Source organism: Micromonospora sp. AMSO12t, from assembly GCF_008806585.1.
In the GTDB taxonomy this organism is placed as follows: Bacteria; Actinomycetota; Actinomycetes; order Mycobacteriales; family Micromonosporaceae; genus Micromonospora; species Micromonospora reichwaldensis.
This window is the reverse complement of record NZ_WAAS01000119.1, coordinates 1-19,266: the sequence shown is the minus strand read 5'-3', so window position 1 is coordinate 19,266 and position 19,266 is coordinate 1. Positions and strand designations below refer to the sequence as shown.

Genomic DNA, 19,266 nt, shown 5'->3' with positions numbered 1-19,266 from the left:
CTCCGTCGGTTGCGGCGAGGCCGGGGCTGGTCGACGCCAGCGAGCCACCCAGGATGCGTCCCTGGTGCCGTTGAACACGCCACCGTCTGGATCGTCCGGATAGGTCTTGCGGACCGCGTCCAGTTCGGGGTTCAGGATCTCCCGGACGACCAGCACGCAGAGCACCACGACGGTGGCCAGGCGCAGCGTCGACGCCAGCACGAAGACGCCCTCCGGGAAGACCGGCTTGCTGGTCGCCGCGCCGAGCAGCTCGCCGTAGAACGCCACGAAGTAGCAGACCTCGGCCACCTGCCAGGCGAGGAAGGCGCCCCATTTCGGGCGGGCAAGCACCACCAGCGGCAGCAGCCAGAGCACGAACTGCTGCGACCACACCTTGCTGAAGATCAGGAAGGCGGCGACCACCAGGAACGCGAGCTGGGCGAGCCGGGGCCGGCGCGGGGCCAGCAGCCCCAGCGCGGCCACCCCGAGGCAGGCCAGCCCGAAGAGGGCGTACGACAGGGTGTTCAGCGTCGGGATGTTGGCGTTGAGCCACTCGAACGGCCCGAGGTCGGCGGGGTTGGCGTTGCCGAACTTTCCGTCCAGGTAGCGGCCGATGTACCAGAGGGTGCCCCAGTCGATGGGCCGGGTCGAGTTCAGCTCGAAGAAGCGGTCCCAGTTCTCCCGGTAGGGAATGGCGACCGGAAGGTTCACGAGGACCAGGGAGACGAGGGCCGCGCCGAGGGCGGTGAGGGCGGCGCGGAGCCGCCCGGCGCGCAGTCCCAGCACCAGGATCGGGCCGAGGATGAACAGCGGCCACATCTTGGCCGCCCCGGCGAGACCGAGCAGGACGCCGGCCGCCAGTGGTCGGCTGCGGGCCCAGGCGAAGAGGCCGAACGCGGCCAGGCCGATGGCGAGCAGGTCCCAGTTGACCGTGGCGGTGAGCATCAGCGCGGGGGCGAGCGCGAAGAGCGCGGCGTCCCATGGTCGCCGGCGGCGTAGGGCGAGGAGCATCGCCACGGTGGCGACCGCCAGCGCGCCGAGCACCAGCGCGTTCAGGTTGTAGAACCACATGCCCTGGTTGAGCCCCGGGTCGTTCTGGCCGAGGGCGTGCACGGGCAGGCCGAGGGCGCCCATGAAGTAGCCGGTGAGCACCGGGTACTCGACGGGGTGGTCCTGGTAGGGCACCGCACCCTCGTTGAGCCGCTCGGCGTAGTAGAGCGCCAGCACGTCGGTGTAGCAGAACCGGGTGTACTGCACGTTGTTCTGCCAGGCGCCGTCCTGGCAGGGCGACTTCTGCACCCAGTGCAACGCCAGGGTCAGGCAGACCAGGGCCAGGACGATGCGGGTCGCGGTCCAGAACCGGTTCTCCCGCCCGGCGGGCCGGTCCAGGGCGACGGCGTGGTCGCCCAGCGGGCCGCCGATGGCGCCGGAGAGGCCCCGGACGAAGCCGTCGGAGCGGGACGGATGGTCAGGGGCACCGGCGTCGTCGATGCCTCGCGTCGACTGCGTGCTCATGAAGGTGCATCCTGCCGTACATCGGGCCTCCGCGTCCCCTCCCTCTCACGACACGTCGATACGCGAAACGCCGCCGGCGGCCGGAGAGGTGCTCCGGCCGCCGGCGGCGTTCGTCGATCAGTCGTTGTCCGGTCTGGGTGTCAGGCTCGGTAGCAGCCCGCCGCCGCCACCGTCCCGGCCGGGGCGCGGATCGGTCGGGGTGGTGGGCGCGGTGGGCCCGCCGGGGCCACCGGGGCCACCGGGGGGATTGCCACCGCCGTTGTTGCCGCCGGGCGGGCAGAGCAGCTCCAGCGGACCGCAGTTCGGCGGGCCCGTCGGAGGCGGCGGGGGCGGGGGCGCCTCACCGTTGCCGGTGTTCGGATTGCCGACGTTCGCCGCAGGCGGGAAGTCCTTCTTCTCCCATTTCTTGACCTTGTGTGCCTCGTCCATGAACCGTTCCCAGATGGTGCCCGGCAGGTTGCCGCCACTGATCTTGTTGCCGTTCTTCAGCTTGAGCGGCTTGCGGTCCTTGACGTTGCCGACCCAGACGGCGGTGGCGATCTGCGGGGTGTAGCCGATCATCCAGGCGTCGCCGTTGTCGTCGCTGTCCGCCTTGAGTTCCCAGGTGCCGGTCTTGGAAGCGGCCTTCCGGCCGTCGTCGAGCTTGTGGTCGACCCGCGCCGGGTACTGCTCCAGCACCGAGGTCACGTCCGCCACGACGTCCTTGTCGATGCGCTGCTCACCCTTGAGGGAACCCTCGTCGGCGATCTTCTTCCACTTGCCGGTGGCCTCGTCCCTCTTCTCGACGGAGTAGAGGAAGTGGGCCTTGTGGTAGCGGCCCTGGTTGGCGAAGGTGGCGACGCCGTTGGCGTGGTCCAGGACGGTGATCGGGTACTGGCCGTAGCCGATGACGTGGAAGAACGGGTTCGGCGCGATGTCCTTCGGGTCGGTCTTGGTGAGGTCGTAGCCCTTCGGCGGGTCGGTGTCCGACCGCCACATCATGCTGACCCCGGCCTTGGCCGCCATGTCGACGACCTTGTCCGGGCCGATCGCCTCGGTGACGTGGTAGAACGGCACGTTCAGCGACTTGAGGGTGGAGACCGTCAGGGTGCAGGAGTTGCCGCACTCCGGGTTGTCGACGCCGGCGTTGCTGACCTTGAACTTGGTGTCCTTCGGGGTGAAGGCCTTGCCCTTCCAGCGCGACTCGAGGGCCTTGCCCTCCTTGAGCGCCGCCGCCAGCGTGTAGATCTTGAAACTCGAGCCCGGCGGGTGACCGCCGTAGGGGTTGCCGGAGGAGTCGATGTTCCTGCCGGCGTAGTCGGTGCCGGTGCCGTTGTCGCCGCCGTAGTAGGCGAGCACGCGACCGTTCTTCGGCTCGATGGCGACCACCGCCGCCATCAGGTTCGGCGGCTGGCCGGCGAGTTCAGATCCCTTGGTCCTGCGCTGGGCGGTCTCGACCGCCGCCTCCTGGATCTTCGTGTCGATCGTGGTGCGGATCTTGTAGCCACCCGACATGAGCGCCTGGGAACAGAGCGGCTTGGCGTCGGTGATCTGCTCCTCCTTGTCGACGCAGATGCCCTTGTCCCGCATCTCCTGCTTGACGTAGTTGATCACGTTGCCGTACGGGGTGTTGACGCCGAAGTCGATGCCGGCGCCGCCCTGGTTCGGCTTCTTGGGCATCGGGTACTCGGCCAGGGTGGGCGCCGCCGGCTTGCCCGGGGCGTTCAGCCAGCCCTCGGCGACCATGCCGCCGATCACGTACTCCCAGCGGGACTTGGCTTCGGCAAGGTTCACCGCCGGGTCGTAGCCCTTGTGGCCCATGCCGGCCTCCGGCTGCTTGATCAGCGCGGCGAGGACCGCGCCCTCGGCCACGCTCAGCTTGTTCGCCGGCTTGCCGTAGTACGTCTGCGCCGCCGCCTCGATGCCGTGCGCGCCCCGCCCGAAGTAGATGATGTTCAGGTAGTGCTGCATGATCTGCGGCTTGGTGTACTCGTCGTTGAGCTTGGAGGCGAGAATCGCCTCCTTGACCTTCCGGGCGTAGGTGTCGTCCTTCAGGTTGTCGAACGCGTTGCGCGCGTACTGCTGGGTGATCGTCGAGGCGCCCTGCTTGCTGCCGCCGGAGACGTTGTTCCACGCGGCCCGGACGATGCCCTTGTAGTCCACACCCGAGTGCTCGTAGAAGTTGCGGTCCTCGGCCGCGGCGACGGCGTCCTGCACCCACTTCGGGATCTGGTCGATGGTGACCAGGGTCCGGTTCTGCGTGCCGACCTTCGCGATGATCGTCTTGTTGTCGGACGCGTAGAGGGTGGTCGCCTGCGGCGGCGTGGTGTCCTCCGGAAGGACCACGTTGGTCGAGTAGTAGGTGAAGCCGACGACGCCGAGCCCGGCGAGCATGATGAACACGGCGAAGGCGGCGATCAGCATGTTGACCCGCTTGCGCTTCTTCGCCCGCGACGCACCGGCCGGGTTGCCCGCGCCGCGCCCGCGCCGACCGGGGCCGGTCGGCCCGCCGGGCCCACCCGGGCCGCCTGCGGCCGGCGAGACGCTCGCCCGGGCCGAGGCGCGGCCGCTGACGCCGCCGACCGCCGCCGATCCGACGCTGGCCCGTCCGGCCGGGGCGGCGCCGACGGCGGCGGAGCCCACCGAGGCGCGACCTGCCGGCCCGCCGGCCGGGGAGACCGGCACCGAAGCGCGACCCGAGCCCGCCGCCCGGCCGACGCCGGGCGCAGGCGAGACCGGCACGGCCCGGCCGGGCGCCGCCCGACCGACCGAGGCCGAACCCACCGAGGCGGAGCCCACCGAGGCTGTTCCGGCGCGCGGCGGAACGGCTGCGGACGCCGAACCGGGAACGGAACCGCCGCGCGGCGGAACGGCGGCCGAGCCGCCGACCGAGGCCCGCCCGCCGGCGGCGCGGGGCGCGACCGAGGCGCGGCCCGCGGGTGCCGTACCGTCCTGTGCAGCCGACCAGCCGCCCCCGGAGGCGTCACCGCCGGGGTCGCCGTGCTGGCCCGGAATCTGGGCCCGCCCGCGCGGGGAACTGGAATCGCCGTACGAGTTCATTCCTCACACCCTGCCGTCGCGGTGGGACGCGACTGCGCCGCCACCGGTTTGCCGTGAGATGGGACACCTGTCGAGGGCGGCACGTGCGTGCCGGTCGACAGGTGCCACTTGCGAATCAATCGGGCCAATCAGACCAACGATCCGTCGGTCTCCCCAGGCGTGCGTGCGCTGGCCGGGGTCGGCCGATCGAGCGAAGATCACCGTTGCGCCTCTCGCCTCCGTCGACTGCCCGCACCGTTACCCGAGGCGGCCGCGCCGCCCACCGCGTCCTGCTCCTGCCCACCCTCCGGACTCCCGGTCAGGCCGTCCCGGCCGAGCAGGTACTGCTCGACGAGATGGTTCCAGTCACAGCCGAGGCACACCTCCACCACGAAGACCTGGAACTCACGCACCGTCATCGCCAGCACCGGCAACTCGGCCAGTGTCCGGGCCTGGCCGGCTGACTGCTTGAGTTCGTCGCCGTAAATGTAGTGGACGTGGGTCAGGTTCTCGCTCCGGCAGATCGGACACCGCTCGTCGGTCGGCTCCCCGTGGAAGCGGGCGGCGTTCTTCAGGTAGGGCGAGGCGTCGCAGACGTCGTACGTGCCGACCCGGCCCGCGAGGAGCTCACGCAGCACCGCTCGCTTCCGGAGCGAGTAGTCGACTACCTGGCGCTGCGTACGCATGCGGAGAAGGGTACGCGGTCTCGTCGGACGGGGCGACCACGGTGACGATGCGTGACCGGAGAACCTCGGAGCGGGGGTTTGCCCTGATCACGGCGATCCGCTAGCGTGCGATGTATCGGTCCGATACATCGCGGCGGTTACCGCTCCGCGTAGAGGGTACAGAGAGGATGGCCCGTGCTCGAGCTCGCCATCCTCGGCCTCCTGCAGGAGTCTCCGATGCACGGCTACGAGCTGCGCAAGGAGCTGACCGCCAAGCTCGGTGCGATCAGGGCGGCGATCAGCTACGGCTCGCTCTATCCCACGCTGCGCAGGTTGCAGGCGGCGGGATGGATCACCGAGGCCGCGGAGGCACCCGCCACGGTCGAGGAGGTTCCCGCGCTGACCAGCCGACGAGGTCGGGTGGTCTACGAGATCACGGCGGAGGGCAAGGAACGCTTCGCCCAACTGATCGCGCAGACCGGGCCGGAGACGTACGACGACACGGGTTTCGGCGTGCACTTCGCGTTCTTCGCCCGGACCGACCAGGCGACCCGGCTCCGCATCCTCGAGGGTCGCCGGCGAAAGATCGAGGAACGCCGTGAAGGGCTTCGCGACGTGCTCGGCAGGGCGGCCGAGCGGCTCGACGCCTACACGCTGGAACTGCAGCGCCACGGCCTGGACGCCTGTGAGCGCGAGGTCCGCTGGCTGGAGGAGCTCATCGCCAACGAGCGCTCCGGCCGTGCCCCGACGGTCCCGTCAACCGGGACGGCCGGCGGCCGACGAGAAGACAACAGCCCGCCTCCGCCTGGAGAGTCCAGGAAAGAGCGGCCGTGATGAAGAAGAAGGAGGCAGACGCTATGGGCTCCGTCCGCGTCGCCATCGTCGGTGTGGGTAACTGCGCCTCGTCCCTCGTACAGGGCGTGGAGTACTACCGGAACGCCGACCCGAACGACCGCGTCCCGGGTCTCATGCACGTCACCTTCGGCGACTACCACGTTTCGGACGTGCAGTTCGTCGCGGCGTTCGACGTGGACGCCAAGAAGGTGGGCATGGACCTCGCCGAGGCGATCGTCGCCAGCGAGAACAACACCATCAAGCTCTGCGACGTGCCGCCGACCGGCGTCACCGTGCAGCGCGGTCCGACCTTCGACGGTCTGGGCCAGTACTACCGCGAGATCGTCGAGGAGTCCGACGCCAAGCCGGTCGACGTCGCCCAGGCGCTGCGCGACGCGCAGGTCGACGTCGTGGTCTCGTACCTGCCGGTCGGTTCCGAGCAGGCCGACAAGTTCTACGCCCAGGCCGCGATCGACGCCGGTTGCGCGTTCGTCAACGCGCTCCCGGTCTTCATCGCCTCCGACCCGGAGTGGGCCAAGAAGTTCGAGGACGCGGGCCTGCCGATCGTCGGCGACGACATCAAGAGCCAGGTCGGCGCCACCATCGTGCACCGCGCGCTGGCGAAGCTGTTCGAGGACCGGGGCGTCGAGCTGCTGCGCACGTACCAGCTCAACTTCGGCGGCAACATGGACTTCATGAACATGCTGGAGCGCAACCGCCTGGTCTCGAAGAAGATCTCGAAGACCCAGTCGGTCACCTCGCAGATCCCGCACGAGATGAGCAAGAGCGACGTGCACATCGGCCCGTCGGACCACGTGCCGTGGCTGGACGACCGCAAGTGGGCGTACATCCGCCTGGAGGGCCGCTCCTTCGGCGACACCCCGCTGAACGCCGAGCTCAAGCTCGAGGTGTGGGACTCGCCGAACTCGGCCGGTGTCATCATCGACGCCGTCCGCGCCGCGAAGATCGCGCTGGACCGGAAGATCGGCGGCCCGATCCTGTCGGCCTCGTCGTACTTCATGAAGTCCCCGCCGGTGCAGTACGCCGACCACGACGCGCACGCCGCCGTCGAGGCGTTCATCGCCGGTGACGCCGAGCGCTGACGCGCCGACACCAGCACCATCGAGGGCCGGGTCCGCACGGACCCGGCCCTCGCCGCGTCCGGCCCTTCCGCAGCCGTACGCGCAACGGCCACCGGCCGCACACGGGGTCGAAGGGACGGCGGCGCGCCGTTACGCTGACCGACGTGACGTCCCTCCCTCATGGCGGCGCGCGACGGGTCGTCGGGGCTTTCGCCGTCGCGGTGCTCCTTCCGGTCCTCGTCGGCTGCGCGGCACCGGGATCCGACCCGACCAGCGCGCCGGCCGGCGGCGTGGCACCGGCCGACGGCACCACGACAGCCGGTGGCACGGCACCGGCAGCCAGCACGGCACCGGACGGCGGCGTCGGCTCGGCCCGCCCAGTCACCTCCCCAGCGCCGCCCGAGGCCGACTGCGTCAGGGCGGGCACGCCGGTCGCGCGCCCCGGGCAGGTCGCCCCGTCCGGTGGCGGTGTCCCGGCCGTCACGTCGCGTCCACCCGGCACCCGACAGCCGCTGACCGACGAGCAGCGTCGCGCGGAGGAGTTCCGCCGCCAGCAGGCGGCCAATGACGCCTTCCGGCAGCGCGGGACGCTCGGCGAGGAGGCGGCCAGCGGCGCACGGGCCTGCGCTGCGGACGTCAGGAAGAGCCTCAACCTGCTGACCGCCGGCGGCCGGGACGAGCCCGGGCAGGAGGCCGTCCGGCGGGCGATCGTGGCGACGGGGCTGACCGGGGTCACCGTGCGACCACCGGGCCGGCTCGACCTCGGCCCCGTCGACGGGCTGGTCTTCGCGGGCTGGACCGGCCGGGCGTGCGTCTTCGGCAGCGTCCGGGCGGGCGACGTCACGGTGGAGATCGGCACCCGCATCGCCGACGGCGGCTGCCTGCCCGCCCCGAGCTGAACCGGGCGGGTGCGGGCGGGACCGCGTCAGGACCAGGCGCGGCGCAGGGCGACCCCGGCCTCCAACTCCAGCAGCTTCACCTTCCGGTCCAGGCCGCCGCCGAAACCGACCAGCTTGCCGCCGGCACCGACGATCCGGTGGCACGGCACGAGCACCGGGATCGGGTTGCGGTTGCAGGCCACCCCGACCGCGCGTGCGGCACCCGGGTCGCCGAGCCGGCGGGCCACCTCGCCGTAGGTGAGCGTCTCCCCGTACGGGATGCGGGTCATCTCCCGCCAGACGCCCCGTTCGAAGTCGGACCCGCCCGGCGCGGCCAGCGGCACCGCGAACCCGGTCAGCTCGCCCGCGAAGTACGCCCGCAGCTCCGCCAGCGCCTGTCGGGCCGCCTCGTCGCCCGGCTCCTCGGTCGCTGCGTCGACCCGGCCGAAGTGGGCCCGGCACACGTGGGTGCCGTCGGTGGCGACGGAGAACTCGCCGATCGGGGAGTCGAGCACGGTCCAGCGCATCCCCCCATTGTCCCCGGTGCCCCGACAGTGCCTCCCGCCCGAGCCGCCGGACGGGCCGCCGGGCATCCGGGTCGCCGTCGAGAGGCGGCCGGGCCGGTCAGCTGCCGACGGTGGTCAGGGGTTGCCGAGGACAAGCGTGGCTCCTTCTCGTCGATGTCGAGATCGGCGCCCGATCCGGATCTTGTCAACATCTGGATTGCGGGCGACGGCAAAGTTCGGACGCCGGGGAGCGTCAGAGCTACCGGAGGTGGGCGGTGACCGAAGGGACCGACGGGGAGTTCACCGCGTTCGTCAACGAACGGGGAAACGTCCTGCTGCGCATCGCATACGCCCTGGCCGGCGACCAGCACGGCGCCGAGGACCTGCTGCAGAACGCGCTGGCCAAGGCGTACGCCCGGTGGCCCCGGATCCGCGGCGACGCCGAGCCGTACGTGCGGCGGATCCTCTACCACGACCAGGTCTCCGGATGGCGGCGCCGGTCCCGGCGGCCGGAGGTGCCGGTCGCGGTGCTGCCCGAGCGGGTGGGCAGCCGGGACAGCGGTCAGGACGCCGACCTGCGGATGCTGCTGCGCGACGCGTTGCTGTCGCTGCCGCCCCGGCAACGCGCCGTGCTGACCCTGCGCTACCTGGAGGACCTCAGCGTCGAGCAGACCGCCGCGCTGCTCGGCTGCCGTGCCGGCACGGTCGCCAGCCAGACCTCGAAGGCACTGGCCAGACTGCGGCAACTGGTACCCGTCCTCGACGACAGTGTCACGGAGGAGGTCCGATGAACGGCTCCGGGGAGGACGTCCTGCGTTCCGCCGTACGGGAGATCGCGGCCGAGGCCCGGGCGGCGCCCGACCTCGCCGACCGGGCCCTGCGACGGGGCCGACGGCTGCGTCGCCGTCGCCGCACGACCGCCGCCGGGGGCGCCGTCGCGGCGCTGGTCGCCCTCGTCGGGCCGTACGTCTGGCTGCGATCCGGCGCACCCCCGGACACCGCCACCTGGGCACCGGTCGTCACCCCGGTGGCGACGGTGTCGGCCGCCCCGCGCACGATGTCCGTCGTCCCCGCGCCGACCGGCGACTGGACGCGGGCTGTCGTGACGCTGCCCGGCGACTGGGTGCTGACCGGCGCCACCTCCACCGGCACTCCCGCCGTGCAGGGGTACGCCCTGGACCGCGAGCGCGGCCGGTACGTCGCCGCCGACCGCCGGTACGAGGAGACGTGGGCCGCGCCCCGTGGCGGGACCGCCGCCGTCGTCGACTACGAACGCGCCGGCCGGATCGGCCTGCTCGACCTGGGCCAGGGGACGGTCCGCTGGGTCCGCACCGGCAGCCACATCATGACCCCGCACTGGTCGCCGGACGGGCGGCGGTTGGCGCTGACCGTGCTGGACAAGGAGAGCGCCAGCTTCTCCCTCGGCGTGCTCGACGCGGCCACCGGCGCCTACCGCACCTTCCCGGTGGACACCGACCGGTACTTCTGCACCGACCACTGCTTCTTCACCTGGAGCCGGGACGGCCGGGAGGTCGCGCTCCAGCAGACCGATCCGGGTGCCCCGCGCTCGGAGTCCCGGCCGCACGCGCGCCGGGGCGTGCAGTTCTTCTCCGCCACGGACGGCCGGCCGACCCGGTTCGTGCCCGTCCCGGGCGACCCGGCCGGCCCCTGGTCGTGGTCGCCGGACGGGCGGCTCGTGATCGTCAAGGGTCAGGACGGCCCGAAGCTGGCGGAGGTGGCGACCGGGCGGGTGATCGGCCCGGCTCCCGCCGAGGACGCCGTGTGGGTCGCCGACGACCGGCTGCTGCACCGCGTCGGCTGGACGGCCGAGATGGTGCTGGTCGACCTCGACGGTCGGGAACTGGCGAGGCAGGCCCTCCCCGCGTCGCTGGACGTCAACCTGACCCTCGCGATCGCGCCCCGCTGAACGGCCCCACGTCGCGGCCCCGCCGAGCCGCCGGCGTCCCGACCGACGTTGCGGGGCACCGATACCGTGCAGGCCGTGGCCACGGGGACGCTGATCTTCCTCATCATCGGCGGCGCGGGCGTCGCGGTGCTGGCGCTCGCCCTGCTCGGCGGCGAGCTGCTCCACTTCGGCAACCCGGACTTCGACGGTCCGGTGTCGGTGGAGGCGGTCGCCGGGTTCACCGGAGCGCTCGGCTTCGGCGCCGCGATCGTCAACGAGCTGGTCGGTGGGCGTACGCCCGGCATGATCGCCGTGGCCCTGGCCGGCGGCGTCGTCGCGGCCGTGCCCACCGCCTGGGCCGCGGCCCGGCTGAGCCGGGCGGCCCGCGACATGCGCACCGACCCCACCCCCACCCGCCACCACCTGGTCGGCGCGCTCGGCCTGGTGGTCACCCCCGTGCCCGCCGACGGCTACGGCGAGGTCCGGGTCCGGGTGGCCGGCCAGCCGGTCAAGCTCAACGCCCGCGCCGACCGGCCGATCCCGGTCGGCGCCCAGATCTTCGTGGTCGAGGCGCTCAGCGAGACCAGCGTGCACGTCGAGACCTACTGAACCCCCTCATAGAAAACAGGACGGTCACATGCCCCTTCTCATCGCCATCGGCGGCGCGGTCCTCCTCGTCCTCGTGCTCGTGCTCTTCGTGCTCTCCCGCATCAAGGTGGCCGGGCCGAACGAGGCGTTCATCGTCACCGGCCGCAAGGGCCGCACCACGCAGACCGCCGACGGCGGCCGGTCGACCGACAACTCCGGGCAGAAGGTCGTGCTCGGCGCGTCCGTCTTCGTCCTGCCCGTGGTGCAGAAGCTCCAGTCGCTCGACCTGTCCAGCCGGCGGATCGACGTCGGCATCAAGGGCGCGGTCAGCAAGCAGGGCATCCGTGCCGACCTGCACGGCGTCGCGATCGTCAAGGTCGGCGGCACCGAGGACGCCATCCGCGCCGCCGCGCAGCGCTTCCTGCACCAGCAGGACGAGATCGAGGACTTCACCCGGGAGGTGCTGGCCGGCGCGCTGCGCTCGATCGTCGGCCGGCTCACCGTCGAGGAGGTCATCCGGGACCGGGCGGCGTTCGCCAGCGCGGTCGCCGAGGAGGCCGAGCACTCGATGACCAACCAGGGCCTGGTGCTGGACACCTTCCAGCTCCAGGACATCCTGGCCGAGGGCTCCTACCTCCAGGACCTGGGCCGGCCGGAGGCCGCCCGGGTGCTCAAGGACGCGGCCATCGCCGAGGCGCGGGCCCGGCAGCAGGCCGAGCAGGAGCGGCTGCTCGCCGAGGAGGCCATCGCCGAGGCCAACCGGAACCTGTCGCTGAAGCAGGCCGCCATCCAGGCGGAGATCGACGCGGCCAAGGCGAAGTCCGCCGCCGCCGGGCCGCTGGCCCAGGCCGAGCGGGACCAGGCGATCCTCTCCGAGCAGCAGAAGGTCGCCGAGCGCAACGCCGAGCTCAAGCAGCGTCAGCTCGACACGGAGGTGCGCAAGCCGGCCGACGCCGCCCGGTACAAGGTGGAGCAGGAGGCCGAGGCGTCCCGCAACGCGGCCGTACTCAACGCCGACGCTCAGCGCCAGGCCGTCATCGCCGCCGCCCAGGCCGCCGCCGAGCAGGCCCGGCTCACCGGTGAGGGCGAGCGGGCCCGCCGGGCCGCGCTGGCCGAGGCCAACGCCATCGAAGGCGCCAAGGAGGGTGAGGCCGAGCAGCGCCGCCGCTCCGCCATCGCCGAGGCGGTCGAGCGGGAGGGTGCGGCCGAGGCCGCGGCCATCCTGGCCAAGGGGCAGGCCGAGGCCGACGCGATGGCCCGCAAGGCCGAGGCCTTCGCGGCGTACGGCGAAGCCGCCGTGCTGGACCTGCTGGTCAAGGTGCTGCCGCAGGTCGTCGAGGCGGCCAGCGCCCCGATCGGCGCGATCGACAAGATGACCGTCATCTCCACCGACGGCGCCTCCTCGCTGACCAAGTCGGTGGCGGGCAACGTGGCCCAGGGGCTCCAGCTCGGCAGCGACCTGACCGGCATCGACCTCGCCGGCCTGCTTGGCAAGCTCGGCTCGGCGGCGGCGACCCCGGGCAACGGCAAGCCGCCGGTCGACGGCACGGCGGTCGAAACCCGCTGACGCGACCCGGCAGCGGTCGGATCCGCTGAGCGCGACAGGGCGCCGTCCCCGGCCGGGGGCGGCGCCCTTCTCGTTCCGTCGGACGCGGTTCGCGCCGGACCGGCTCCCGGAAGGCCGACAGGTCCGTGGCGCCCTGGCCGGGCTACTCGACGATGCCCTCGTCGCGGGCCCAGCGCAGCAGCTCCGCCTCGGCCTCGTCGCGGTCCAGCGGGCCGCGCTCCAGGCGCAGCTCCTTGAGGTGCTTCCAGGCCTGTCCGACGACGGGTCCCGGCGGTACGCCCAGCAGCTCCATGATGGCGTTGCCGTCCAGGTCGGGCCGGACCCGCGCCAGATCCTCCTCGGCGGCGATCCGGGCGATCCGCTCCTCCAGCGCGTCGTAGTCGGCGGCGAGCTGGGCCGCCTTGCGGCGGTTGCGGGTGGTGCAGTCCGACCGGGTCAGCTTGTGCAGCCGCGGCAGCAGGTCACCGGCGTCGGCGACGTATCGGCGCACCGCCGAGTCGGTCCACTCGCCCCGGCCGTAGCCGTAGAAGCGCAGGTGCAGCGCCACCAGCGCGGTCACCTTGGAGGTGATCTCCTTCGGGTAGCGCAGCGCCTTCAGCCGGGCCTTGGTGAGCCGGGCGCCGACCACCTCGTGGTGGTGGAAGCTGACCCGGCCGTCCGAGCCCACCGCCTTCGTCGCCGGCTTACCGACGTCGTGCATCAGCGCGGCCATCCGCAGGACGAAGTCCGGCCCCTCCGTCTCGTACGAGACGGCGTTGCTCACCACGGTCAGGGTGTGCTCGTAGACGTCCTTGTGCTGGGCGTGCTCGTCGATCTCCAGCTTGAGCCCGGTCAGCTCCGGCAGGAAGCGCTCGGCGAGCCCGGTGTCGACCAGCAGCCGCAGCCCGGTGATCGGGTCCGCGCCGCAGAGCAGCTTGGTGAACTCGTCGCGGATCCGCTCCGCCGTGATCCGGTCCAGGTCGCCGGCCATCCGGGTCATCGCCGCGTACGCGTCGGGGTGCACGGCGAAGCGCAGCTGCGCGGCGAAGCGGGCCGCGCGCAGCATCCGCAGCGGGTCGTCGCCGAAGGACTCCGCCGGGGTGCCCGGGGTGCGGATCACCTTGGCGGCCAGGTCGTCCAGCCCGCCGTGCGGGTCGGTGAACCGGTGCTCGGGCAGGCTGACCGCCATCGCGTTGATGGTGAAGTCGCGCCGCCGCAGGTCCTCGGCGAGGTCGGTGCCGTACTCGACGATCGGGTTGCGGCTGACCTGGTCGTAGGACTCGGCACGGAAGGTGGTGATCTCCAGCCGCAGCCCGTCGCGCTGGCACCCGATGGTGCCGAACTCCCGGCCGGTCTCCCAGATCGACTCGGCCCAGCCGCGCACGATGCGCAGGGTCTCGTCGGGGTGCGCGTCGGTGCAGAAGTCGAGGTCGTCGCCGAGGCGGCCGAGCAGGGCGTCGCGTACCGAACCGCCCACCAGGTGCAGCTCGTGGCCGGCCCGCGCGAACCGGCGGCCCAACTCGTCGGCGACCGGGGAGACCCGGAGCAGTTCGGCGACGGCGTTGCGCTGCGCGGCGGTGAGTTCGCGGCGGTCGGCGGCGTGGGGAGCGGAGGCTTCGGACATGGGAGCGCCAGACTATCGGTCCCGACGAGGATGCGGTCCGCCGGGCGCGGGTAACGGGTGGCCGTTGACTATCGTCTGTGACGTGCGGGCCCGGGCCCCGGCTCCGACGTACCTCTCTGCCTTGGAGGCGACAAGATGAGCGGCGGTCTCTACCGCAGCGCGAACGCCGCGCAGGGAGGCGGGCCGCCGCCGGGCGACGACGCCACCTTCATCTCCGCCGACCCGCTGAACCAGCCCGGCGTGGAGGCCACCGCGCCCCCGCAGGAGGTGGTCGCGGAGACCAGCGCCGCGGCGAACAGCGCGGTGATGGCGGCCGGCAGCCTGGTCAGCCGGGGCACCGGCTTCATCCGCAACCTGATGATCGGCGCGGCGCTCGGCAGCCTGGTCGGTGACGCGTTCACCACCGCGGTGTTCCTACCCAACCAGGTGTACGAGTTCCTGCTCGGCGGCGTGCTCACCAGCGTGTTGATCCCGGTGCTGGTACGCCGCCGCAAGGCCGACCCGGACCGGGGCGAGGCGTACGCGCAGCGGCTGCTCACCCTGGCGGTGCTCGCGCTGGCCGCGGCAGTGCTGATCGCGCTGATCCTGGCCCCTGTGCTGACCGCCCTCTACGCTGGCGGCAAGGACAAGAACTACACCGGCCTCGTCACCAACCTGTCGTACCTGATGCTGCCGATGTTGTTCTTCACCGGCGTGAGCGCGCTGATCGCCGCGGTGCTGAACACCCGGGGGCACTTCGCCGCACCGATGTGGGCGCCGATCCTGAACAACCTCGTGGTGATCGGCGTCTTCGGCCTCTACATCGTGGTCTACGGCGCGAAGGCGATCAATCCGGACCAGATGGGGTGGGGCCGGATCCTGATGGTCGGCGGGGGCACCCTGCTCGGCGTGGCCGTGCAGACCGCGGGCCTGCTTCCGGCGCTACGCAAGGTGGGTTTCCGCTGGAAGTGGCGCTTCGACTTCCGCAAGCTGGGGCTGAGCGAGCTGGCCAAGCTCGGCGCCTGGATGTTCTGCTACGTCGCGGTCAACCAGCTCGGTCTCTTCGTGGTGGTCAACCTGCTCACCCGCGCGGCCGGCGAAAACAGCGCCGGCCTGCTGATCTACAACAACGTCTTCCTGCTCCTGATGATGGCGCACGGCATCATCGCCGTCTCGATCATCACCGCGCTGATGCCCCGGATGAGCGGTGCCGCCGCCGACGGTCGGTTCCACGACCTCACCGCCGACCTGTCCCGGGGCACCCGGATGGTCACGGCGGTGCTCGCCCCGATCGCGGTCTGCTACGCGGTGCTGGCCGCGCCGATCTCGGTGGTGGTCTTCCGGTACGGAGCCTTCACCGGTGACAACGCGCTGGCCACCTCGACGGTGCTGCTGGTCGCCGCGGTGGGGCTGGTGCCGTTCGCGATCAGCCAGCTCTTCACCTTCGCCTTCTACGCCCTGCCGGACACCCGCACCCCGGCGCTGGTCAACATCCCCGTGGTAGTGCTGCGGGTGCTGGTCCAGGTTGGCCTCTTCGTCGTCTTCTCGCCGACCTTCGCGGCAGCGGGCATGATGCTCGGCAACGCGATCTCGTACGTGGCTGCGGCGGTGATCTCCGCGATGCTGCTCCGGCCTCGGGTGGGGCGGATCGGCCTGGGCCTGATCACGCGAACGATGGGCAAGGTGCTGGTGGCCGCGCTCGGGGCGGCCCTGGTCGGGCTGCTGGTGGTGAACCTGCTGCCTGGTGACCCGGAGGATCTGAGCTGGTTGGCGGCGGCGGTCCAGCTCGTGGTCGGTGGGGCGGTGATCGGCGGGACGTACCTCGGGCTGGCCATGCTCCTGCGGATCGGCGAGATCACCGAGGTCGTGGGCATGGTCCGCCGCCGGCTGGGCCGCTGACCGAAACCCGTCTCTCGGGGCGGGCGACACGCTGCGGGCGGACTGCACTCTCTGTGAACGAGGATCACCAGCCTGGGGATGCGCCTGTGGATAACTCCGTGATTCGCCGCTCAGGCACCGAAAGGGCCTGTGGATAACCAGCCGTACGGCTGAGCATGGCGGTCCGGTCGGGGGGAACCCGGCTGCGTCGGCGCGATTGCCGCAACGGCCGGCCCCCTCCCTGCGGACGCTTGCGGCCAACCTCTAGATTGGCCAGTACATGTGCCAGCAACGTGGCTGACAACGGGAGCAACCGGACAAGTCGGCCGCCTGCCGGCAGCTCGGCCCGGGAGCGGCGCGAAGATGACATGTCGGGGAGACGGCCAACCCGGGTAAGGTCGCTCTCGACGGGTACGGCAGGCGCCGGCGCTCCGCGTCGACACCGGTCGGCCGGTTCCTTCGAAGGCAGAGCGGGAAGCCACATGCCCAGCAGCGCGGGTCCATCGATCGACACGATCACCGAGGGAGGACGGGTGACCCAGGTCGGCGAAGGTCAGGAGGCGGAGGAGAGCGCTCCTCAGGTCATGACCTTCGGTGCTCCCACGGCCGGTGAAATCCTCGCCGAGCGTTACGAGCTGGTCGAGCACATCAACAACGACAGCGCGGGTCGGCTGGTCTGGCGCGGGGTCGACGTCATCCTGCGCCGTCCCGTCGCGGTCGTGCTGCGCTACCCGGGTGGCGACTCGGCCACCGAGATGCTCCAGGGCGCCGTCGCGGCCAGCCGTGTCATCCACCCCAACCTGGTCGGCGTCTACGACGCGATCGACGAGGCCGAGCGGGCGTACGTGGTGCGGGAGTGGGTCGACGGGCAGTCGCTGCGCGAGCTGGTCACCGACGGGCCGATGGACCCGGCGCGCGCCACCACCATCGGCAACGCGGTCGCGAGCGCCCTCGCCGCCGTGCACGCCACCGGCATGGTGCACGGCAACGTCCACCCCGGCACGGTGATGATCAGTGACGACGGCCGGGTGGTGCTGGCCGACGCGCGCACCGACGGCGCCGACAGCCAGCAGAGCGACGTCCGCGCGATCGGCGGGGTCCTCTACTTCGCCCTGACCGGGCACTGGCCGCACGCCGAGGCCCCGCTGCGTGGCGCCACCGCCGGCCACGGCCGGGCCGCCATCCCCGACGCCGTACGCGACGCGGCCGGCGCGATCGCCGCCCCCCGGCAGGTGCGGGCGGGCGTGCCGGCGTACCTCGACGACCTCACCATGGACCTGCTGGACGCCGAGATCGAGCCGCCCTCGTCGGACGTGCTCGCGGCCGAGCTGGCCCGGCTGGACGTGCCGGCCGACGAGCAGTTCCTCGACAGCGCCGGCCCGCTGCGCTTCGCGGCCGACACCGGCGAGGAGCCGTCGCCGCTCGCCGCCGCCGGCGGACGCAAGGTCGCGATCGGTATCGCCAGCCTGCTGGCGGTCGCGCTGGTCGGCCTGCTGATCGGCATCACCGCCCTGGGCGGCGGTGACGACGACCCACAGACCAACCCGGTCGCGGCGCCCTCGTCGAACGCGCCCGCCGGCGACGCCACCCCGGCCGCCATCACGGCCGGGCCGCTGAAGATCAGCACCGCCCGGATCATCGACCCGGAGGGCGACCGGACCGAGGTCCGCAACGCCGACAAGGTGTACGACGGGGACGAGGACGAGGGCTGGGAGACCCAGACCTACCGGGGGCGCGCCAACTTCGGCAACCTCAAGAAGGGCATGGGCGTCTGGATCGACCTTGGCGGCGAGCACACGGTCAAGTCCGTGCAGGTGCTCCTGTCCGCCCGGGGCGCCTCCGCCCAGCTCTACGCCGGCACCACCGACCGGCCGTCGTCGTCCTCCGGGGACGCCCAGCTCTTCGCGGACTACAGGAAGACCGCGATCGGCCAGCCGTTCGAGGAGCACGAGGGCACCAAGATGACCTTCAACGGCTTCAACGCCGACCAGAAGTACCGCTACCTGCTGTTCTGGATCACCGAGCTGCCGTCGAGCGACGGCGGCTACAAGCTCGGCGTCCAGGAGATCACGGTCCAGGGGTCGTGAGGCGGCCACCGCGCTCCGGGCACCGCATCCGCCGGACGTGGTGATGGGCGTACGCGGCGAACGGGTGACCGGTGGACCGGCGGGTCCGCCGGTCTCGTCGTCGGTGCCACCGTCCGGGCCGGCGGACCTCGATCTCCTGCACGCCCACGTGGCCGGCGACCCGCACGCCTTCGCCGAGCTCTTCCACCGGCACCGGGACCGGCTCTGGGCGGTGGCCCTGCGTACGCTCGGCGACCGCGAGGAGGCCGCCGATGCCCTCCAGGACGCCCTGCTCTCCGCCCACCGCGCCGCCGGGCGGTTCCGGGGCGACTCGGCGGTCACCACCTGGCTGCACCGGATCGTGGTGAACGCGTGCCTGGACCGGATCCGCCGCCGCCAGGCGCACCCGACGGTGCCGCTGCCGGACGGCGTCCGGGACACCGATTCCGGCACCGGGGGCGTCGAGCCGGCGGCACCCGTCCAGGACCACGACACGGCGCTCGTGGTCCGGCAGGCACTCGCCGATCTGCCGCCCGAGCAGCGGGCGGCGCTGATCCTGGTCGACGTGCAGGGTTACCCCGTGGCCGAGGTGGCCCGGATCCTCGACGTGGCCGAGGGGACGGTCAAGAGCCGGTGCGCCCGGGGCCGGGCCCGCCTGGCGACACAGCTCGGGCACCTGCGCCCCGCCAGGCAGAAGACGGAGCCGCAGGCCACCCCGCAGCGGGCGGAGCCGGCCCCGGCGACGGGCCCGAACGTGCCGGCCGTCACCCGAGGGAACCCGCGGTCGCCCGAGGGCGTCCGATCGGGGTCGGGACGGTCCCGGCGGGATCTCCACCAGGAGGACGCGTGACTGCCGGGGGGTACAGGGAGGTCGACCACGACCTGCTCGCCGACTACCTCGGCGGGGCGCTGGACGGCACCCCGGACGAGGATCTCGTCGCCCGACTGGTCGACGAGGACCCCGGCTGGGCGCAGGCGTACGCGCTGCTGGCCCCGGCCGTGGCGGACGTCCACGCGGACCTGGCCACCTGGGGCGCGTCCGCACCCGAGATGCCGGCCGACGTCACCGACCGGATCGTTGCCGCCCTGGCCCACGCCACGGCGTCCGACCCCGGCACCACGTCCGACCTCGCCACCGCGGACTCCGCAGGTCCGGGCCGATCCGAGCCGGGCCGGTCGGGGTCCGGCCGGGTTGAGCCGGG

General features: G+C 72.3%; 15 protein-coding genes and 1 pseudogene. 11 read left to right on the top strand and 5 right to left on the bottom strand.

Translation table 11 applies throughout. The features are described from left to right. The 3 genes from F6X68_RS18390 to F6X68_RS18380 all read right to left on the bottom strand — a co-directional run. A partial coding sequence (locus tag F6X68_RS18390; RefSeq protein WP_151455445.1) for a glycosyltransferase family 87 protein occupies positions 1-1,494 on the bottom strand: 1,494 nt, incomplete at its 3' end. 117 nt (positions 1,495-1,611) lie between these two features. Further along, positions 1,612-4,533 carry a transglycosylase domain-containing protein gene (locus F6X68_RS18385; protein WP_151455444.1) on the bottom strand — a complete coding sequence of 974 codons (2,922 nt, stop codon included), beginning with the start codon at positions 4,531-4,533 and terminating at the stop codon, positions 1,612-1,614. Between the two features lie 197 nt (positions 4,534-4,730). Then, positions 4,731-5,198, bottom strand: a complete 468-nt coding sequence (locus tag F6X68_RS18380; RefSeq protein WP_132235496.1) for a DUF5318 domain-containing protein — start codon at positions 5,196-5,198, stop codon at positions 4,731-4,733. Positions 5,199-5,372: 174 nt separating this feature from the next. Between F6X68_RS18380 and F6X68_RS18375 the strand changes: the two genes are divergently transcribed. From F6X68_RS18375 to F6X68_RS18365, 3 genes are all read left to right on the top strand, one after another. Next, positions 5,373-6,011 carry a PadR family transcriptional regulator gene (locus F6X68_RS18375; protein WP_121397428.1) on the top strand — a complete coding sequence of 213 codons (639 nt, stop codon included), beginning with the start codon at positions 5,373-5,375 and terminating at the stop codon, positions 6,009-6,011. 23 nt (positions 6,012-6,034) lie between these two features. Further along, positions 6,035-7,114, top strand: a complete 1,080-nt coding sequence (locus F6X68_RS18370) for an inositol-3-phosphate synthase (RefSeq protein WP_089002814.1) — start codon at positions 6,035-6,037, stop codon at positions 7,112-7,114. A 143-nt stretch (positions 7,115-7,257) separates the two neighbouring features. Continuing rightward, positions 7,258-7,992 carry a hypothetical protein gene (locus F6X68_RS18365; protein ID WP_151455443.1) on the top strand — a complete coding sequence of 245 codons (735 nt, stop codon included), beginning with the start codon at positions 7,258-7,260 and terminating at the stop codon, positions 7,990-7,992. A 26-nt stretch (positions 7,993-8,018) separates the two neighbouring features. Here F6X68_RS18365 and F6X68_RS18360 read toward each other — a convergent pair whose 3' ends face one another. Continuing rightward, positions 8,019-8,498 (bottom strand): methylated-DNA--[protein]-cysteine S-methyltransferase, encoded by a 480-nt coding sequence (locus tag F6X68_RS18360; RefSeq protein ID WP_151455442.1) that lies wholly within the window; start codon positions 8,496-8,498, stop codon positions 8,019-8,021. A 254-nt stretch (positions 8,499-8,752) separates the two neighbouring features. On the opposite strand from F6X68_RS18360, the gene F6X68_RS18355 reads away from it, so the two are divergent. The 4 genes from F6X68_RS18355 to F6X68_RS18340 all read left to right on the top strand — a co-directional run bounded on the left by F6X68_RS18355 (position 8,753) and on the right by F6X68_RS18340 (position 12,538). Next, complete coding sequence (locus tag F6X68_RS18355; RefSeq protein ID WP_151455441.1) at positions 8,753-9,268, top strand: SigE family RNA polymerase sigma factor; 516 nt, start codon at positions 8,753-8,755, stop codon at positions 9,266-9,268. Then, on the top strand, positions 9,265-10,404 hold the full coding sequence (locus F6X68_RS18350) for a PD40 domain-containing protein (RefSeq protein ID WP_151455440.1): 1,140 nt from the start codon (positions 9,265-9,267) through the stop codon (positions 10,402-10,404). The genes F6X68_RS18355 and F6X68_RS18350 overlap by 4 nt, the downstream gene beginning before the upstream one ends. Positions 10,405-10,470: 66 nt before the next feature. Continuing rightward, positions 10,471-10,992 (top strand): hypothetical protein, encoded by a 522-nt coding sequence (locus F6X68_RS18345; protein ID WP_225852283.1) that lies wholly within the window; start codon positions 10,471-10,473, stop codon positions 10,990-10,992. Between the two features lie 28 nt (positions 10,993-11,020). Continuing rightward, entirely contained in the window at positions 11,021-12,538 is a 1,518-nt protein-coding gene (locus F6X68_RS18340; RefSeq protein WP_151455438.1) for a flotillin family protein, read from the top strand. A 142-nt stretch (positions 12,539-12,680) separates the two neighbouring features. Here the strand turns inward: F6X68_RS18340 and F6X68_RS18335 are convergent, their stop codons facing one another. Beyond that, on the bottom strand, positions 12,681-14,141 hold the full coding sequence (locus F6X68_RS18335; protein WP_151455437.1) for a CCA tRNA nucleotidyltransferase: 1,461 nt from the start codon (positions 14,139-14,141) through the stop codon (positions 12,681-12,683). Positions 14,142-14,276: 135 nt separating this feature from the next. Between F6X68_RS18335 and murJ the strand changes: the two genes are divergently transcribed. From murJ to F6X68_RS18315, 4 genes and pseudogenes are all read left to right on the top strand, one after another. Beyond that, positions 14,277-16,019, top strand: a complete 1,743-nt coding sequence (gene murJ, locus F6X68_RS18330; RefSeq protein ID WP_151455436.1) for a murein biosynthesis integral membrane protein MurJ — start codon at positions 14,277-14,279, stop codon at positions 16,017-16,019. A gap of 461 nt (positions 16,020-16,480) precedes the next feature. Continuing rightward, positions 16,481-18,085, top strand: coding sequence for a protein kinase family protein (locus F6X68_RS18325; RefSeq protein ID WP_151455435.1), 1,605 nt, complete (start codon positions 16,481-16,483; stop codon positions 18,083-18,085). A 43-nt stretch (positions 18,086-18,128) separates the two neighbouring features. After that, positions 18,129-18,914: an RNA polymerase sigma factor SigM gene (sigM, locus tag F6X68_RS18320; RefSeq protein ID WP_151455446.1), complete on the top strand. Its 786-nt coding sequence runs from the start codon at positions 18,129-18,131 to the stop codon at positions 18,912-18,914. Continuing rightward, positions 18,911-19,266: pseudogene (locus F6X68_RS18315) on the top strand (hypothetical protein); the annotation flags it as partial. The gene sigM and the pseudogene F6X68_RS18315, both read left to right, overlap by 4 nt.

Excerpts from the sequence above, each read along its gene's own strand:
- sigM (WP_151455446.1), top strand. The coding sequence starts at position 18,129 with ATGGGCGTACGCGGCGAACGGGTGACCGGTGGACCGGCGGGTCCGCCG.
- F6X68_RS18350 (WP_151455440.1), top strand. The coding sequence starts at position 9,265 with ATGAACGGCTCCGGGGAGGACGTCCTGCGTTCCGCCGTACGGGAGATC.
- F6X68_RS18325 (WP_151455435.1), top strand. The coding sequence starts at position 16,481 with ATGCCCAGCAGCGCGGGTCCATCGATCGACACGATCACCGAGGGAGGA.
- F6X68_RS18370 (WP_089002814.1), top strand. The coding sequence starts at position 6,035 with ATGGGCTCCGTCCGCGTCGCCATCGTCGGTGTGGGTAACTGCGCCTCG.
- F6X68_RS18385 (WP_151455444.1), bottom strand. The coding sequence starts at position 4,533 with ATGAACTCGTACGGCGATTCCAGTTCCCCGCGCGGGCGGGCCCAGATT.
- murJ (WP_151455436.1), top strand. The coding sequence starts at position 14,277 with ATGAGCGGCGGTCTCTACCGCAGCGCGAACGCCGCGCAGGGAGGCGGG.
- F6X68_RS18360 (WP_151455442.1), bottom strand. The coding sequence starts at position 8,498 with ATGCGCTGGACCGTGCTCGACTCCCCGATCGGCGAGTTCTCCGTCGCC.
- F6X68_RS18340 (WP_151455438.1), top strand. The coding sequence starts at position 11,021 with ATGCCCCTTCTCATCGCCATCGGCGGCGCGGTCCTCCTCGTCCTCGTG.
- F6X68_RS18380 (WP_132235496.1), bottom strand. The coding sequence starts at position 5,198 with ATGCGTACGCAGCGCCAGGTAGTCGACTACTCGCTCCGGAAGCGAGCG.
- F6X68_RS18335 (WP_151455437.1), bottom strand. The coding sequence starts at position 14,141 with ATGTCCGAAGCCTCCGCTCCCCACGCCGCCGACCGCCGCGAACTCACC.